The 17,060-nt window shown below is 35.6% G+C and carries 16 protein-coding genes; 6 read left to right on the top strand and 10 right to left on the bottom strand.

From position 1 onward, the window contains the following. Positions 1–44 precede the first annotated feature (44 nt). From SFA27_RS13050 to SFA27_RS13020, 7 genes are all read right to left on the bottom strand, one after another. Complete coding sequence (locus SFA27_RS13050; RefSeq protein WP_407292557.1) at positions 45–956, bottom strand: PhzF family isomerase; 912 nt, start codon at positions 954–956, stop codon at positions 45–47. A 140-nt stretch (positions 957–1,096) separates the two neighbouring features. After that, positions 1,097–1,498, bottom strand: a complete 402-nt coding sequence (locus SFA27_RS13045) for a DoxX family protein (RefSeq protein ID WP_407292554.1) — start codon at positions 1,496–1,498, stop codon at positions 1,097–1,099. Positions 1,499–1,511: 13 nt separating this feature from the next. Next, positions 1,512–2,132 carry a hypothetical protein gene (locus SFA27_RS13040; protein ID WP_407292551.1) on the bottom strand — a complete coding sequence of 207 codons (621 nt, stop codon included), beginning with the start codon at positions 2,130–2,132 and terminating at the stop codon, positions 1,512–1,514. Between the two features lie 64 nt (positions 2,133–2,196). Continuing rightward, complete coding sequence (locus SFA27_RS13035) at positions 2,197–2,796, bottom strand: Crp/Fnr family transcriptional regulator (protein ID WP_407292548.1); 600 nt, start codon at positions 2,794–2,796, stop codon at positions 2,197–2,199. A gap of 327 nt (positions 2,797–3,123) precedes the next feature. Further along, complete coding sequence (locus SFA27_RS13030; RefSeq protein WP_264518150.1) at positions 3,124–3,537, bottom strand: hypothetical protein; 414 nt, start codon at positions 3,535–3,537, stop codon at positions 3,124–3,126. A gap of 197 nt (positions 3,538–3,734) precedes the next feature. Beyond that, positions 3,735–4,937, bottom strand: a complete 1,203-nt coding sequence (locus SFA27_RS13025) for an MFS transporter (protein WP_047375424.1) — start codon at positions 4,935–4,937, stop codon at positions 3,735–3,737. Positions 4,938–5,052: 115 nt separating this feature from the next. Next, positions 5,053–6,009 carry a helix-turn-helix domain-containing protein gene (locus SFA27_RS13020; protein ID WP_407292545.1) on the bottom strand — a complete coding sequence of 319 codons (957 nt, stop codon included), beginning with the start codon at positions 6,007–6,009 and terminating at the stop codon, positions 5,053–5,055. A 271-nt stretch (positions 6,010–6,280) separates the two neighbouring features. Between SFA27_RS13020 and SFA27_RS13015 the strand changes: the two genes are divergently transcribed. Further along, a complete protein-coding gene (locus tag SFA27_RS13015) occupies positions 6,281–7,126 on the top strand; it encodes a hypothetical protein (RefSeq protein ID WP_407292542.1) in 846 nt (281 codons plus the stop codon). Positions 7,127–7,255: 129 nt separating this feature from the next. Here the strand turns inward: SFA27_RS13015 and SFA27_RS13010 are convergent, their stop codons facing one another. From SFA27_RS13010 to SFA27_RS13000, 3 genes are all read right to left on the bottom strand, one after another. Next, on the bottom strand, positions 7,256–7,867 hold the full coding sequence (locus tag SFA27_RS13010; protein WP_407292539.1) for a response regulator: 612 nt from the start codon (positions 7,865–7,867) through the stop codon (positions 7,256–7,258). Between the two features lie 5 nt (positions 7,868–7,872). Further along, entirely contained in the window at positions 7,873–10,863 is a 2,991-nt protein-coding gene (locus SFA27_RS13005) for an ATP-binding protein (RefSeq protein ID WP_407292536.1), read from the bottom strand. A 747-nt stretch (positions 10,864–11,610) separates the two neighbouring features. Continuing rightward, a complete protein-coding gene (locus SFA27_RS13000) occupies positions 11,611–12,258 on the bottom strand; it encodes a DUF1349 domain-containing protein (protein WP_264518145.1) in 648 nt (215 codons plus the stop codon). A gap of 88 nt (positions 12,259–12,346) precedes the next feature. Between SFA27_RS13000 and SFA27_RS12995 the strand changes: the two genes are divergently transcribed. From SFA27_RS12995 to dnaX, 5 genes are all read left to right on the top strand, one after another. Further along, positions 12,347–13,084 carry a response regulator transcription factor gene (locus SFA27_RS12995; protein WP_264518144.1) on the top strand — a complete coding sequence of 246 codons (738 nt, stop codon included), beginning with the start codon at positions 12,347–12,349 and terminating at the stop codon, positions 13,082–13,084. Positions 13,085–13,177: 93 nt separating this feature from the next. After that, complete coding sequence (locus tag SFA27_RS12990; protein WP_047375410.1) at positions 13,178–13,540, top strand: AraC family transcriptional regulator; 363 nt, start codon at positions 13,178–13,180, stop codon at positions 13,538–13,540. Between the two features lie 425 nt (positions 13,541–13,965). Continuing rightward, positions 13,966–15,222, top strand: coding sequence for an aminotransferase class I/II-fold pyridoxal phosphate-dependent enzyme (locus SFA27_RS12985; RefSeq protein ID WP_047375408.1), 1,257 nt, complete (start codon positions 13,966–13,968; stop codon positions 15,220–15,222). 5 nt (positions 15,223–15,227) lie between these two features. Continuing rightward, positions 15,228–15,860 (top strand): TetR/AcrR family transcriptional regulator, encoded by a 633-nt coding sequence (locus SFA27_RS12980; protein ID WP_047375406.1) that lies wholly within the window; start codon positions 15,228–15,230, stop codon positions 15,858–15,860. A gap of 98 nt (positions 15,861–15,958) precedes the next feature. Next, on the top strand, positions 15,959–17,044 hold the full coding sequence (dnaX, locus tag SFA27_RS12975; RefSeq protein WP_149831708.1) for a DNA polymerase III subunit gamma/tau: 1,086 nt from the start codon (positions 15,959–15,961) through the stop codon (positions 17,042–17,044). Positions 17,045–17,060: the final 16 nt, after the last annotated feature.

Raw genomic sequence — 17,060 nt, 5'->3', positions numbered from 1 at the left:
AGCTCTTTTCAATGGGGACAATTTTTTTAATATAGATATCAGAATTATTTCAAAGTCATAGTGGTTCTGAAAACGCTTACTGCATTTCCGGTAATCCTGATTATATCTGGCTGGTTGTCTTTTATACTAACCCGTACTTTTACTTCACCAATCCTGTTGATGGCTTCCCCTTGTCGTCCGGTAAATTCAAAAATACCATCAATAGTTTCTTTAATTTTGTTTTGAATAAGATACCCGCCCAAAGGGCCGTTCGCATTTCCGGTAACCGGATCTTCAGAAATACCGATAGCGGGTGCAAACATTCTTCCATTGGTTAATATCTCTTTTTCATCTATATCGAAAGTAAACACAAAATACCCGTTACAGCCGATTTCTTTACTGAGCTTTGTCAAAGCAGCAAGGTCCGGAACCAGACGATTTAAGGTGATATTGCTTTTAATACCGATCATTACTTTTGAATGGCCCGTGGAAGCGATTTGTACAGGACATTTTTCATCAAGATCATCCATTGTCAGTCCCAGAGCAAGCACAATTCTTTGGATTATTGAAATATCAAAAACAGGACTCAGCTCAAATTTTCCCTGTGTCATGGTGATGAGATAATCATTATATTCTCTTTCAATATGAATTGGTAATATTCCGATTTGTGTATGTATTGCAATAGTACAGGAATCCAGAGAATCTTCCTGAGCTTTTGCATAGAGAGCTGCAATGGTAGCATGTCCACAGGAAGGAACTTCTGTGGTAGGAGTAAAATACCGGATGTGATAATCGAAATTTTCGTTGGGATTATTAGGTTTGAAGACAAATGCTGTTTCAGAATTATTAAGTTCTCTGGCAACGAGCTGCATTTCTTCAGCCGTCATTTTTTCGGCATTCAATACAACTCCTGCAGGATTTCCTTTAAATTTTTCTTTGGTAAATGAGTCGATTTGATAGACAATAACTTCTTTCATATGAGTGATTAAGTTTATTGTAAAAATACGGAATGAAACTGGGGATCTGATGCCTGTTTTATTGTCATTTGGTAAAAAAAATAAACCAAAATCCTGAGATTCTGGTTTATTAATAGAAATAGAAAGGTTTGCGGGTTATTTTAATCCCACTTATTCTGGGTAGAAACAGCATACTTTCCGGCTCCTGTAAAGAAGAAACTCAGACTTACAAGCATATAGATAGCCAGTAATTCCAAAGCCCATCCTCCAAATTCATTAAGTTTGAAAATATTAGCTGTTTGTGCAAGAATGGTTGCAGTAAAGCAATTAGCAGCAAAAATCAATCCTGCAAGGCGTGCCCGAAATCCAATGATCAGCAGGATAGGAGCTATAATCTCTCCTGCAAATACACCGTAAGCAAAGAATGACGGCAAGCCGTACATGGTCATCATATCTTTAATAAACCTGACTCCGTGGACCAGTTTGCTGATTCCATAAACAGACATCGGAAATCCGATCGCTATTCTTGTGATAAGCATTCCTAAATCAATGTTCTTTTTCATTTCGTATTATTATTTAAAAGTTATATTTTATAAATACCCCGATATTTTCCAGGGTCTTTTTTCCGTTGTTAAACTGATCAAAATTGGAGGCCAGCCCGTACATCATTTTATCCTGTTTTACACCAAGCCTGATAAACTGCAGCCCTCTGGGATACCCGCTGTTATCAAGGTTTCCAATAGCCAGCACACTGAAATATCCTTTAAAGTTTTCCGCCAGATAAGGAGTATATTCAAATGATATGGACTGTTCCAGCGAAAAGCCTTTCTGATAGGTAGTTCCTATAGAGTAGGAGAGAGAATAGCTGGGTTGGATGATCTTGTATTGCAGATAAGCGCTGAAGAAAGCTCCCGGATTTTTAATTCCAAATGCTGCGTTGGCACTAAGTCTTTTGGTAAAGCTATAAACCAGGGTATTTCTGATGAAGAATATGTTTTCTTTGTCTTTGGTGTATTCTGTATCGAATAAAGTAAGATTGTTCAGTTTCAATCGGTTGTTCAATTGATAATTGACATTGTGCATATAGGTATACGACCGATGTCCTAAAACAAGATCTGGAGTATAGGAAAGTTTCTGTGCATTCAGATTCAGCGAAGCAGATGCAAGAGTTGTTATTACGATGATTTTAGCCTTCATATTTCACTCATTAAATTCTGTGAGCAAAATTATTCTGGCTGGAACGGAATAAACTTAAGAAATCTTAAGAAAGGTCAGACAGGTGTTTTTTTCTCAGATAACTCAGGTATTCTACTGTAATTCCCAGGTAGGAAGCAATCATGTATTGAGGAAAGCGCTGTTCAATATTGCGATAGGTCGTTACAAATGTCCGGTATTTGGTGTAGGCATCAACCCTTGAATGTTCAAAGGTTCTTTCCTGCAGCGTCACATAAGCAGACTGCATTTTCAGGCGCCAGAATTCCGAAATGGCCGGAACTTCTTTGTATAATAATTCCAAATGGCTTTTACTGATCTGTATTATCGTAGTATCTTCATTAGCCTGGATAAACATTCTTGAAGGTAATTCGCTCAGATAACTGTATAAATCATTTACCCACCAGTTTTCAATGCCTAGCTGAGTAGTATTTTCCTTTCCTTTTTCATCAATATGATACGCATACAGACTTCCTTTGGCAATAAAGCGCATGTGTTTGGAAACCTGGCCTTCACGAAGCAGATATTCTTTCTTTTTGAGCTGTATAATTTCTAATTTGGAAGTGATATAGTCAATATCCTTATCTTCTAAAGAAACGATTTCCTTAAAGTGTTCTAGCAGCTGTGAAAGTATAGTATCTGTATCCATTATGAAGTATCTGTGCTTTCCCAAAGATTATGTAAGGGCGCACTATGGACACAAATTTACAGAAATATTAAAAATTTGTAATGATAAAGCAGGCTGAATACCTGCCGAACGGATAATAGGTTTTGAAAAATACAGTCTTCTAGTAGGGTAAAGTACACAAGAAAAAAAGTATTATTTGTAGTTTATGCTTTCTGGTGTTGGTCTTAACCAGATTGAATTTAAAAAAATAAAATACTCTTTGAGGAAATCTGTTGAATCCTATTAAAAAGAAGAAGACCACAATTTATAAATTAAATTGTGGTCTTCTGCAGCTTAGAACTATTTAAACTACGATTCTGTTTTCAAATAACCATAATGCAAAGCTGTTTCTTTTCCGAACAAACTTGAGAAAATATTCTGAAACTCATGGATGTACTTGCACTTTATCGCGTTCCCATATATTTTCAGCCCTTCCAGTATTTTTCTGGAGCTAAGGTCTATATCGTATTTTATAAAGGGTTCCGGCCTTTCATATCGTATACTCTTATCCGAACTGTAAGTTCTTAAGAATCCCAGCTTTTCAAGCCATTCTTCTGTTATTTTGATAGGTCTGATAGACGCTGCCGGAACTGAGATACTTTGAATATCATTTTCAATTTTAACAAAATAAGCCTGTTCAACATTGTGAAAGATCTCGGTGATGGTATAAATTTGATTATTATACTCCACCAAGTTCCTGATTTTTAAATCTGCTACGTTCATAATATTCTGATTTTTAGGTGATGATATAGTCCCAAATAAACAGCAAATATTATGCCCGGCATCACATTGTTGAATCCTGTTTTAGAGAAGATTAGGTTAAATTTTTACTATAAAAAATTAATAATATGTTAAAATAGTACACGTAATGGCGAATTATAAGAGGTTGCCAAAAAAATGGATGTGGTATGTATGTGGTACTAGTTTTTTGCCCTTCCTTTAGGCACTATATTAGCCGTAGCTAACAGAAGGGCTATAATAACAGCTACGATAAGAATTCCTATGAAGATATTCCAGGAATAAGCATGAAGGAGATAGCCGGTGCCACTCCCCAGAATACTTGACCCGAAATAGTAAAACAGCCAGTAAATAGAAGTGGCTGAAGACTTTCCACGTTTGGCATACAATGCAGTCATCTGACTGGCCATAGTATGGGCAGCAAAAAAAGAAAGGGTAAAAAGACCCAGTCCGAAAATAAGGATATAAATATTTTCAGATAATAACAGCGCGGCTCCGGTGAGCATAAATAAAATAGAGCCTTTCAGGATATCGTTCATGGGAAACCTTCTGGAAAGGCGGCCTGTGATCATCGTACCAAAGACCCCGAAAATGTACATGAGAAAGATAAAAGCGATGATAAAATGGCTTAATGAAAATGGTTGCGCTTCCAATCTAAACGTCAGGTAATTATAAACACTTACAAAAACGCCCATCAGTAAAGCGGCTGTACAATATAAACGAAGCATATAGGGATTAGTCAGGAAAAACTTCATCTGTTTTACCTTAAGATGATAATCTGTTTTTTGTGGATTGAAAAATCGTGATTCCGGGAACAATTTCCAGAATACAGCTCCCAGAATGAAGCTTTCTATCCCGATAAAAAGTACTGCATTGCGCCATCCGAATTCACCGGCAAGAAGAGTAGCCATTATTCTTCCGCTCATTCCTCCGATGGTATTGCCGCTGAGATACATACTGATGGCTGCCGGAACAGCCAAAGCGTTCACTTCCTCTGTAAGATAGGCCAGAGCCACTGCCGAAACACCGGAAACAACAAAACCTTTCAGTACTCCTATAGCAATCAGGAGGCTTAAGCTTGGGATCCAGGTGGAAATAATGGTAAGTGCAGCAGATGAAATCAGTGAAAAGACCATCAGACCTTTTCTGGAATAACTGTCTGCTTTAAAAGCAAAAAACAGTAATCCTAAAGCCATACCTATTGTAGATGAAGATACAAGAAGGGAAGTGTCACCTACAGATACCCCAAACTGTTCTGCAGCCATAGGCAGCATCGGCTGGAAAAGATAAAGCTGAGCAAAAACCGAAAGTCCTGAAAAGAAAATACAAAGTTTTATATATCGGAAACGTGAGCTTCCCTGACTGGCTTTTTCAGATGAATTCATGATTTTTTGCAATTAAAATGCACAGGTTTTACAGAAAAATTAAGTGCTGTAAATTTCCTGATTATTTTTCGGATTTAAAAATCATTATTTCAATCATATTGATTGGTGAAACAAATCAGTGCAGCTGTAAACTGCTGATGTATTCTGAAGGGGTAATACCTTCCATCTGTTTGAATACCCTGTTGAAAGTAGATTGATTTGAAAATCCTGCTTCTGTGTAAATATACATAAGGGTTACTTTCTCAATATCATTTTCAGTAAGCAGTCTTTTCACACACTCAATCCTATGCATATTCAGATAATTATTGAAATTGGGATATCCCTTTACCCGGATTGATTTTGAAATGTAAGTGCTGTTGATATCCATTTCTGCAGAAAGCTTTGAAATATTGAAATTAACATCTTTATACAGCTGTTTTTCTCTCATTACAAGCTCAATTTTTTCAAATAGCTCATCTGTAAAAGGTGTTTTTTCTACTGTAGGAGCTTGCTGGATTACTGTATTAAGGTTCTTTTTTTCAATTTCATGGTAAATTTCTACTCTTTTTATTTTATCCTTAAAATAGATCAGGAGAGATATCACAGCTACATTGGAAATCATAAGGATGGTATCTGTAACTCTCACGTCTTCTGGTTTGTGGATCGGAAATTTAAAGCTGAAGGTTTTTGAAATAAGATACCCCGCAATAATATTCAGTAATACAAACAGGCTGTAGATAACGACGTATTTCCTGTGGAAGAAAACATAGGCGGCCAGCGGAATCGGGATCAGCCAGACAAAACTTGCTATAGAATTGTTCCAGAAAGCAAGCATAATATAAAAGTTAAAAAGGGTAGCAATGATAATATAGGAATGTACCATTACATTTATTGAATACGTTTTACGAACAATCAGGTAAGTGTAAACCATTAAAAAAAGTCCGCCAAAAAGATACCAGGCCATTATTTTATCAGGGATGATAAAGGTATATATCAAACCAAATACAGCAAGTATGGCAGCCATCAGAATGTTATAATAATAAACCAGCTGTCTTTTGTATTGTTCAATTTGTATGTCTTTTTCGGTGGTCATTCGCGGTAAGAGATAATTTTAAATCATTTAAATACATTGTATAACAGTCAGATACTAAAAAATGACTGGGGTAATATGTTGTGTATTAATTGTTTGTGTTTTGTTGAGCCGTTTCCGGTTTTTCATTGATTATTTAAGAAATTGATTTATCCACGCAGATAACTTTGCACCAGCTAGCTCAACAAAGGCTGATTGATGACATTTCAATTGACCCGCATGATTTATTCACCCCTTAAATAAGTCAAATAATTTTTAAACAAATATAACTAAAATGAAGAAAATAAAATTAACTCTTGCCAGCATCATGATAAGCTTTTCAATAACAGCATATTCTCAGGTTGGTATCAATACAGATTCTCCCAAAGTAACTTTACATGTAGAAGGAAAACCGGATGTCACAACTGTTCCTGATGGTGTAATGGCTCCAAGAATGACTGGAGATCAGCTGAAGGCAAAAGACGATGTCTATCTGGCTGCACAGACCGGAGCATTGGTCTATGTAACCCAGGCTGTGACGATGCCTTCTGTGAAAACAGCTAAAGTAGATAAAGCAGGTTATTATATGTTTAACGGAACCACCTGGAAATTTGCATTCGGAGGAAAAGATGATGATATTACGATTGGTGATCTGATTTATTACCATGGAAGCATTCCTGCAGGTACCTCCGGAGCTACTACATTGGCGAGTACCTATCTTTCTGATCTTCCTGTTTTGGGTGGTTTCTTAAGGCTTGATGCACAATTTAACAGCAGTTCGGCGGGGACAGGAGCCGCCACCACTTTTAATCCAAGACTTTATAATGCAGGTACTTCAGATGTGAAAATCTGGGTTTCGGAAATGTCTACCCATACCGGTGATTCTGACAATGGGAATATTAAACTATCGCCAGGAGCCTACAGACAGTTTGATGATGGCGTTTATCTTACACAGACCCATAATGAGACCGTAACTTTTGATATTACCATACAGGAACCAGAGCCAAGATGGTACAGAGTATATTATGCATTCCGCGTAGATAACAAATCTACAACAGGAAGCAGTGATGCCACGACAACAGATTCCAATACTGCTGATAATACAAGAGAATTGTTTCTGTCTGTGCAGAGGTTATATTAACAGAACCCTTGTCTATGATTCTAAAAATACATTGATTTTAAAAATAAAGCCACCTGCCAACGGGTAAAAATCTAATGAGATTTGTGTTTTTTCCGGGGCTGGAATACTATGTGATTCCGGCTCCTTTTTCTAATGCATCATTTCATAGGCTTTAATCAGTTCTGCGATATTGGTAACATCAAGTTTTTGAAATATTCTTTTTTTGTAAGTACTTACGGTAGACATCTGGATATTAAGCTTGTTGGCAATTTCAAGATTTCCGTTTCCGTCGGCCAGGAGTTTGAAGATTTCATATTCACGGGATGAAAGCTTTTCTACCGGATTGTTTCTTTTGTTTTGAATAATAAGACCAATCAGCTCTGCAGGATAGAAATATCCTTTCTCGATAACTGTTTTCACTGCATTCTTTATTTCTTCTTCGCTGCTTTGTTTATTCAGATAACCTTCAGCTCCTTCTCTGATGTACTGAATGGCGACATCTTTATCATATCCTGAGAAAATAAGAATCTTGAGGTCATTCTGTATGTTTTTAAGTTCCGGAATCATTTTTTTATACTGAGTTCCAGGCATATCAATATCTAAAATAAGCAGGTCATAACTTGAACTGCCAAGCTTTTTTTTCACCTGGTCATAGTTTTCTGCAAAATCTATTTTCAACTCCGGATAAGCGGTTTCAAGAACGAGAGAGGTTCCTGCTCTTACTACATAATGATCGTCAGCAATTAAAATTCTTACATTCATAGAGATTAGTTTTTATTGAGTGTTATTTCCACAACCGTTCCTGAGGGCTGGTTTTGACTGAACCTGATTTCAGCGTTGATCTTTTTCACCAGATGGATAACCATGTGCAGACCAAGCCCTTTTCCTTTAAAGCTGGGGGTTTCCAGTTTAGGATTTCTGAACAGGTTCATATAAATGGCAATCTGTTCTGTGGACATTCCACTACCTGTATCAGCAATTATGATTGTGGAGTTTTGTTGGTTTTCTGTAATATTCAGGCTTATATTTCCCTCAAAAGTATTTTTCACGGCATTATCAAGAATATTATGAATAATGGCGGTTAAAATGCTTTCGTTTACTTTAGAATATACGGTATGTTCAGTAAGTTGGGTAATTGTTGTTCCCTTTTCCTTGGCTATTTCACAGAAAAGCCTGTTCTTGATTTCAAGAATTCTGTTGATAGGATATTCCTTTTCTTCAAAAATATTCTCCGCTTTGTAAAGCTCAGTATATTCTTTTAAATTCAGGGTAAACTGATAAAGCTGTTCTGAAGATTTATAAATACTGTCAAAATATTTCTTCTGAAGCTCCACATCATCCGACTCATGAAGTTTCTGGGAAAGCATAGCAATAAACCGGATAGGAGTGGTGATATCGTGGCTGATGGTTTCCACCAGTTTTTTCTGATATTCCGTTTCTTTTTGCAGGTTGCTTTTTACTACTTCAAGGTGAAGAGAAGTTTCTTTCAGCTCAGAATTTTTATTATGAACAATTTGCTTTAATGCCTTATTCTTTATTCTTAAAAAGTTGGTAGTGAGCTGAACAATGATAATAATGATAATCAATATAATAACAGAAGCAGACACTCTGAACAATAATGTCTGATAAAAAAGTGGCTGGATGTTGAAACGTACTGTCTTTATCTCATACTTTCCATCCGGAGAAATAAGTATTCTTATACTGAGTGTATATTCACCCGGAGAAAGGTTGCTGATGGTGTATTTTAATTCGCTTCCTGTTGGGATCTGCTCCCAATCAGTGTTTTCCTTTCCCGATATTTTTCCTTCAATATACAGATTTTCCGGATTAGAAAAATAAGGAATATCAATAAAAATATCTGCCGTTTTATAATCATTTTTCAAATCAAGGGTCTGATGAAAATACTGAGGCTCAGCATTACCTATTTTTACCCTTTCAATATAGATTTTGTTTCTTTCCGGATAATAAGTCCGGATATTGTTCGGGTTGAAAAATACAAAACCGTCCATTGATGGAAACACAAATTCCCCATTCTCCAAAGCATAGGCATTAGGTTCCGAGCTGCCATTGAATTCATTCGTCAGAAAGCCGTCTCTTTTGGTAAAACGATAATAGAAGACAGGTGTTTTTCTGTTTTCTGCGTACTGTAGCAATTGTTTTTTAGGAACTTTAAAAAGGCCGTTGTTGGAAGAAATCCAGTAAGCACCTTTTTGATCTTCAAGTATATAATGAGCCGACTGCAGGTAACCGTTTCTGTCATTCGGCATCTTGATGAGTTTATGGTTTTTGAAAAGATAAAATCCATTTTTATTCGTAGTAATCCAGATCAGATTATCCTTTGTTCTGAAAATACTTTTGACATGAATATTTTTGATGATAGGAGTTATCGTACTGCTTCCCGGCATTACTGAGTACAAGCCGTCACTATTGCCGGTCAGAATTTCATGGTCACTGTATTGGAAAAAAATATTGACAAAACTTTTAAAATTATAAACGAAATCAGGATTGGTAAACAGGTCTTTTTTATAGAGACGGAGCTGAGTACCTGAAAGATCCGTAAATGTAGTGCCATAAAAATTTCCGCTTTTCATAAAAGCTTCAAATCCCTTACCGATGAAAGTAGAATCCTTCTTTTTATAGCCTGAATTTTTGTAATACCTGATAATACTATTTCTCTTTCTGATCAGAATGTTCTTGGAATCGTCATACATCATCAGATAATTATCATTGCACCCGAAAAGATGTTTATTGACAATACCGTTTTTCCCGAATTCTGTTCCGTCTTCAGCAATGATTGTACTTTTACTGAAGGGAAGGGATGCATAATAGACATTATTTGAAAAATCTGCTTCTTTCTTTGAAATATAAAAATTAGTAAGCTTAAGCACATTAAGCCCGTTGTTAAGCGTTCCAAGATAAAGTTTATTGAAGTCTTTATCAAAAAACATGGAACAGTAAGAGTGATTGCCTATTTCCTCAAACTTAATGAGAAATTTTAAACGGAGATTCTTTTCGTGACCTTCTAAAAGATAAATGTTATCATGATTGATGATAAAAGTCTGATTGGTAATCTGTTGCCAATAAATTTTGGTGTCCGGATGATTAAAAAGTGTTGGTTCTTCAGAAACAGAAAGCTGTCCTTTATGGATAGAATAGGTTTTCCTTTTTTTCAGATCATTAATAAAAAGAGTATTATCCAGTACAAAAGTATTATTCAGGTCCTTATTGGTAAATGGGATTACTATTTTTGTTTGTTCTTCCCCTTCTCTGTAGATGATGGCATTTTTTTCTGTAAAATAATAGGCTGAGTTTTTAAGCTGTATAAAATACTGAATATCATTATAAAAGCTTGATGTTATAATATTGTTGGCAATCCGCTGTATAATAGTATTGCCATTGGAAAAAGCCATTTTATCACTCCCGGTAAGACTGGAAAGTTTTGGAAACCTGTTTTTAATAATGATTTTATTCTCCTGGAAGTTATTGAGAACCGTAATACTGTCCAGAAGCGGATCACCAATAAATTCACCAAAATGAAGATTGTTTACTTTGAAATTATTAAAAGTAATAAACGAACTACCATCATACCGTACAAGGCCGTTCTCTGTGGATATCCAGATAAAACCATATTTATCTTTGACGATGGCCTTTGCGCTGCTTTGCGGAAGCCCATTGTCTATATTGTACCACGTAGAAGTGTGGCTCTGTCCGTAAATGTTTAAATAGATGCAAGCAAATATAAATGCCCAAACTCTCATATATGTGCAAAACTGATCTATATCTCCTGCACTAGTGCAAAAGACGGTTAATAATAGTGTTTGTACAAGTCAATGTTTTTTTAATGGGCAGGAACGATTGAAAATAAATTTTTATCATTGAAGTTTTCTGGTCTTTTGTGTTTTATATTTTTTGATTGTGTAAAAATAGTGAAATTATGGCGATAAATCAGTATCTTAAAATCTGTTTTGCACAAGTTTTATCCCGGTTTACTGACGATAGGGTACATAAATTTTTTTGAAATACTATAATATTTCAATAATAAGTGATAAATTTACACTGTATTCATTTTTAAATTCCTTCTATAAATCTCAGTGCTGTACCGAACTTGTGATTGGTTTTAGGATTTTACAAATAATAAATATTTATGCTTTTATATTTTTTTAAGAGTTGCTGATAAATATTTTTTAGTTTTATTGAATTGCTTTTTGTAGTAAAAGTTTGACAAAAAACTGAGGTTAATTCTACATGATATCTTTGTTAGAGCTTATGAATATTCATATTTTTGCAAAAATATTTTCACAACAATTAAAGAAGATTTATTGTATAAATAATGATTCTAAGAACACAAACGGTTTTATCTCAAAAAAAACAAAAGAGGCTGCATCAAAAGTAACGCCTCTTTTTTATTGTCAGATTTCAAAAATTCCATTTTTAAACATACAAAAACCTCCCATAAATACGGGAGGTGAATTAAACTGATTGTATATTGAAGTGTAATTCAATCGTTATTTATGAGCTTCAAGCCACTTCAGCCTGCGCTCATCCGGCAGATGCTTTACTTTAAAGTTCTCAAAAACTGCATTGAAACCCTGTCCGTCAGGGCACGCGGCCATTAAGCCAACCATTACCGGAGTATTATCCTGAAGAGGAGCATTCCGCATCATGATATAGTTTTTATCATCAAAAGAATAAAATATTTCCACAGCATCAAGCCTTCTCACAGCCTTTATCCATACTGCGGGAGGTGTTTTCTCTAGTGTTATGACGCTCCAGTCACTTTTGTTGTGAGTCACCACAGTGCTGAGGTTATATTTGCCGTCTACAAATTCCACTCCGGCTTTGATATAATGCTCCTTGTCAGTTCTCAGCATAAGCCCCATCTGATCAAACCTGGATTTGTAACTGCCTGTGATTTTCACTTTTGCCTCAAATTCCCCGCCATAAATGGTGTAATAAAAGGGAGCATCATCCACTGTAAATCCATAATGTGAAACTCTCCAGTAATCACTCTGTGGCGTTACAAACATTGAAAGGCTGTTGTTTTTGATTTCCCATTTTTCAGGTTCATTGAACCATGTCATTTTTTCCAGACTCTGTGCAGAAAGCTTTTGCATCAGGAATACGGCACAAAATCCTAAAATCAATTTCTTCATTCTCTTTGGATAAATTCTAAGGGTAAATTATTATTTTAGCAAAAGTATTATTAAACCTTATCCGCGTCAATACTGATAAATAACCATTATGGAAATCCGTGAACAGCTCAGCGATAAATTGCTCGATAACGCTTCCAAAAAATGCATGCTTGATATAGAAGTCTATAAGCAAAGAGCACTTGCGTATTCTCAGATGGAGGGAGCGATATGCGTATTGAGTGATATGCAGGCGAATAAGAGCTATATTTATAAATCTGCAGCTGCTGGAGAGCTTGGATTGACTATGGGAGAAAATCCGACAGAAATAGACTCCATTTGGGAAGAAGAGATGCTGAAAAAGATCCATCCGGACGACCGACTTAAAAAATATATTCATGAACTCCGTTTTTTCAAATTACTGGATACTATGGAAATGGAGCAGCGTACAGAATACAGTGTCGTGTCAAAAATCAGGATGAAAGATAAAAATGAAGACTACCGCTGGGTTAAACACCGTATGTTTTACGTGTATTCACCGTCCAATAGCAGATTGAGACTGGCTCTTTGCCTTTATAATATTGCTCTGGCTCCACCTATGGTTCCGGATTTTATGATTATTAATACAATAAAGGGAGAAGTTATTGTAAAGGATAAACTCGATTATAAAAATATTCTGAGCCCAAGAGAATTGGAAGTTTTGAAATTTGTGGGAGAGGGCTATGCCAGCAAAGAAATTGCTGATATACTTTTCATAAGTATCAATACTGTTAGCAGACACCGTCAGAATATTCTGGAAAAACTAAAAGTAAAAAATTCTACACAAGCTTTCAAAGATAGTTTTTATTAATGGCTTAGCTTTCAATATCCGAAAAGTTCACCGTGTTATTTTGTATCTTATGATTAATTTTATACTTTGGATATAGATTAGCAAAAAAAATACATGATGAAAAGAAGTGAAGAAATTACCCGTCAATATTTTACCTTTCTGGATAAACACATTCAGGATGTTATTTCCGGAACCATTCCGGATTTTATGGAACTGAACGAAATTGCCGGCAAGCTTGCTGTTTCCCATAAACACCTCACCGATACCATAAAAAAAGAAACCGGAGAACACCCCTGTTATTTTTATGATGGAAAAATTATAGAACAGGCCAAAGAGATGCTTATTAATTCCGATAAATCAATAGCAGAAATTGCTCGTGTTTTTACATACGACCCATCCAATTTTTCAAAATTTTTCAAAAAAATGACTGGCTTTACTCCCGGAAATTTCAGAAATTCTAAAAAGAACTTAATCTGACTACTTTTTTTGTTTAATATTGCTGTGGCAGGAGATTTATGGCGGGTTTTGTCTTTAAGTAGGGATTTGGCCGTTCAGATTATCTGTTTTAAAAGGCTGTTTAGTGAATTAAAATGTTAAAATAGTGGGAAAATAATCTTTTATAAATGAGCCGTTTGTGAAATATAATCATATTTTTTTTATTATTTATATATTAATATTTCTTTATTGTTTGATTTTTTTATTAAATTTAGGTAAGAAAAAACTAATTAATTCAATAGGTGAAAACGTTAAAAAGATAGATAAAGATATAAATACTTTGGTTTCCAGATAATAAGAATAAATTATTGTGTCTTTAATAATATTTAATCTTAATAGAGGCGCTTAAGCCCTTTAAATAGTTATATATTTGTTTCTTTTAAACCACACAACAAACAAGATTAAGGATGAGCATCAATTTCACAACAGCAACTATTAAAGACTTTGAGAATATACCAGATAATGATATGGCTCAAAGGGCTGAAATTTTTTATGAATATTTAGACTATGTAAAGTCTAATGGACACATGAATTACAGACTGAAGAATACTTCAGGAACCAATGCAATACTGAATGTAAATATTGCAGACCAAAACAGAGAATTTGTTAGTTTTGTATCAAGTGATTATTTAGGTTTTACACAACATCCGAAAGTAAAACAGGCTGCTATTGAAGGAATAGAAAAATACGGAACAGGCACAGGAGCTACTCCTCTCATTGGTGGATATTTTGATTACCACAATGCCTTAGAAAAAAGAATTTCAAGTTTTTTTAAAAGAACAGAAGATGAAGCTGTAGTATTTACTACCGGCTATACAGCTAATAGCGCTAGTTTACAGTGCTTAATGCAGAAAGAAGATCTTGCTATTTTAGATATGGCAGTACATGCCAGTGTACACGAAGGATGCGCTTTTACCAATAAAAAAACATTTCCGCACAATAATTTAGAATCTTTGGAACACATTTTGAAGGTATCTGAAAATCTGTACCGTACGAAACTCGTTATTGTGGACGGAGTGTATTCCCAAGATGGTGATACTTCCCGTATTAATGAGATCTACAATCTTGTGAAAAAGTATAATGCCTTTCTAATGGTAGACGACGTACATGGCGTTGGTATCCTAGGAGAAACAGGTAGAGGTACTTTGGAACAGGCTGGATTATTGGATAAAGTAGACATTATCACAGGAACATTCAGTAAAACGTTTGGAAACCTTGGTGGATATGTCATCGCCGATAAAAAATTGGCAGCATTTATCAGATTCCATTCCCGTCAGCAGATTTTCTCAGCAACAGCTCCACCATCATCCGCAGGAATTGTTAAAGCCATTGATTTAATTGACGAAGAACCTATCTGGAGAGAAAAACTCTGGAGCAACATCAATTATTTCAAAAAAGGGCTTGACGATCTTGGATTAGATACCGGAGTTACCTGTTCCGCAATAATTCCAGTGAAAATAGGAGATCCCTATGTAACAGGAGAAGCCGGAAAACTACTAATAGAAAAAGGGATCTATACCAACCCGATTCTTTATCCGGCTGTACCAAGAAAAGATGCGCGTATCAGGATGAGTGTAACTGCAAGACACGAAAAAGAACATCTCGACAAAACGCTTAACGCGTTTGATGATATTAATAAAAAATTGCATATTGCAAAAAAATAATAATTATGCCTAGAAAAGTAGTGCAGGGCCCCATTAGGGACAAAGAAAAAACAAAACAAAAGCTGCTTGCTGCAGTTGGTAAAATTTTAAGAGTAAAAGGATACTCCGGACTAAAAGTAAGTAAAATTGCCGCAGTAGCCGGATTTGATAAAAAATTGATCTATGAGTACTTTGGAAGTACTGATAAGCTGATTGATGAATATATCAAATCTCAGGATTACTGGAGCCAGGTCAACCAGGATGTTGATATGGATTTCTCTGACGGTGGACACGAACTTACCAAAATGGTTGTACTCAACCAGTTCGAAAACCTGAAGAAGAATAAAGAACTTCAGAAGATTATCCTATGGGAGCTTTCAGAAAGTAAACCTATTCTTAAGAAATTAGTTGAACAACGTGAAGAGGTAGGAGAGGTTTTATTCGGGAATATCTCAGATCCTTATTTTGGTGAAGGAGTAGCTACAAGACACAGAGCAATTATGGCTTTGATTGTTTCCGGAGCCTACTATCTTAACCTTTATACAGGATATAACGCAAACAAGTTCTGCGGTATTGACCTGAAAACTGAAGAAGGCAGAAAAGAGATTGAAGGCGCTATCGTTGAGTTGATTGACTTTGCATACAGCAAGAAAAAATAGGGATTAAAAGTTTTCCGATTTAAACAGAAATATGTTTTTTGTTGATATTTGAAAACTTTTAATTTTCAAATTAAAACTATATTTCTTATTTTTGACCAATGGAAAATTTTATAGTATCTGCAAGAAAATATCGTCCTCAGGAGTTTGATACGGTTGTAGGACAATCCCATATTACGGATACTTTAGAACATGCAATTGAAGAAAGTCAATTAGCTCAGGCATTACTTTTTTGTGGTCCTCGTGGTGTGGGTAAAACTACCTGTGCCAGAATTCTTGCAAGAAAGATCAATGAGAAAGATGGCTCGGTTTCAGAAGATGGCTTTGCTTATAATATCTATGAGCTGGATGCTGCATCCAATAACTCTGTAGATGATATCAGGGAACTGATAGATCAGGTAAGATTTGCTCCTCAGGTTGGTAAATACAAAGTATATATCATAGATGAGGTTCATATGCTGTCTTCTGCCGCTTTCAATGCTTTCCTTAAAACTTTGGAAGAGCCACCTGCTCATGCAATCTTTATTTTGGCAACAACGGAGAAACATAAAATTATTCCAACAATTTTATCCCGTTGCCAGATCTATGACTTCAAGAGGATTACGATTGAAGATATCCAGAGCCACCTGAGAAATATTGCCCAGAAAGAAAATATCCAGTACGAAGATGATGCATTATACCTGATTGCTCAGAAAGCAGACGGTGCACTAAGAGATGCGCTTTCTATCTTCGACAGGCTTTCTACATTCTCCCAGAAAAATATTACACTGGCAAAAGCAGCCGAAGTATTGAATATTCTGGATTACGATCAATACCTCAATATTGTAGATCTTGCTAAGGAAAATAAAATTCCTGAAGTGCTTTTTGCATTCAATGAAATTGTAAAAAAAGGATTTGATCCCCATATTTTCATTGCCGGACTAGGAAATCATTTCAGAGACCTGATGATGGCGCAGAATACTTCTACTATTGATCTCATTGAAGTGGGAGAGAAGACAAAATCCAAATTTATAGAACAGGGACAAAAGTGGGCCGCCCAGCAGCTGATTGATGGTATTGAAATCTGCAATCACGCAGATATTAATTATAAGAATTCTAAAAACCCAAGACTTACGGTTGAAATTGCATTAATGCAGCTGGCTTCACTGACAGCTAATTTAGGCGATACTAAAAAAAAAAGTTCCTGATCCTAGCTCCGTTTCT

It is taken from the genome of Chryseobacterium sp. HR92 (assembly GCF_045689405.1).
Classification (GTDB): Bacteria; Bacteroidota; Bacteroidia; order Flavobacteriales; family Weeksellaceae; genus Chryseobacterium; species Chryseobacterium viscerum_A.
This window is presented reverse-complemented; position numbering and strand designations above follow the sequence as displayed.

Excerpts from the sequence above, each read along its gene's own strand:
- SFA27_RS13050 (WP_407292557.1), bottom strand. The coding sequence starts at position 956 with ATGAAAGAAGTTATTGTCTATCAAATCGACTCATTTACCAAAGAAAAA.
- SFA27_RS13045 (WP_407292554.1), bottom strand. The coding sequence starts at position 1,498 with ATGAAAAAGAACATTGATTTAGGAATGCTTATCACAAGAATAGCGATC.
- SFA27_RS13040 (WP_407292551.1), bottom strand. The coding sequence starts at position 2,132 with ATGAAGGCTAAAATCATCGTAATAACAACTCTTGCATCTGCTTCGCTG.
- SFA27_RS13035 (WP_407292548.1), bottom strand. The coding sequence starts at position 2,796 with ATGGATACAGATACTATACTTTCACAGCTGCTAGAACACTTTAAGGAA.
- SFA27_RS13030 (WP_264518150.1), bottom strand. The coding sequence starts at position 3,537 with ATGAACGTAGCAGATTTAAAAATCAGGAACTTGGTGGAGTATAATAAT.
- SFA27_RS13025 (WP_047375424.1), bottom strand. The coding sequence starts at position 4,937 with ATGAATTCATCTGAAAAAGCCAGTCAGGGAAGCTCACGTTTCCGATAT.
- SFA27_RS13020 (WP_407292545.1), bottom strand. The coding sequence starts at position 6,009 with ATGACCACCGAAAAAGACATACAAATTGAACAATACAAAAGACAGCTG.
- SFA27_RS13015 (WP_407292542.1), top strand. The coding sequence starts at position 6,281 with ATGAAGAAAATAAAATTAACTCTTGCCAGCATCATGATAAGCTTTTCA.
- SFA27_RS13010 (WP_407292539.1), bottom strand. The coding sequence starts at position 7,867 with ATGAATGTAAGAATTTTAATTGCTGACGATCATTATGTAGTAAGAGCA.
- SFA27_RS13005 (WP_407292536.1), bottom strand. The coding sequence starts at position 10,863 with ATGAGAGTTTGGGCATTTATATTTGCTTGCATCTATTTAAACATTTAC.
- SFA27_RS13000 (WP_264518145.1), bottom strand. The coding sequence starts at position 12,258 with ATGAAGAAATTGATTTTAGGATTTTGTGCCGTATTCCTGATGCAAAAG.
- SFA27_RS12995 (WP_264518144.1), top strand. The coding sequence starts at position 12,347 with ATGGAAATCCGTGAACAGCTCAGCGATAAATTGCTCGATAACGCTTCC.
- SFA27_RS12990 (WP_047375410.1), top strand. The coding sequence starts at position 13,178 with ATGATGAAAAGAAGTGAAGAAATTACCCGTCAATATTTTACCTTTCTG.
- SFA27_RS12985 (WP_047375408.1), top strand. The coding sequence starts at position 13,966 with ATGAGCATCAATTTCACAACAGCAACTATTAAAGACTTTGAGAATATA.
- SFA27_RS12980 (WP_047375406.1), top strand. The coding sequence starts at position 15,228 with ATGCCTAGAAAAGTAGTGCAGGGCCCCATTAGGGACAAAGAAAAAACA.
- dnaX (WP_149831708.1), top strand. The coding sequence starts at position 15,959 with ATGGAAAATTTTATAGTATCTGCAAGAAAATATCGTCCTCAGGAGTTT.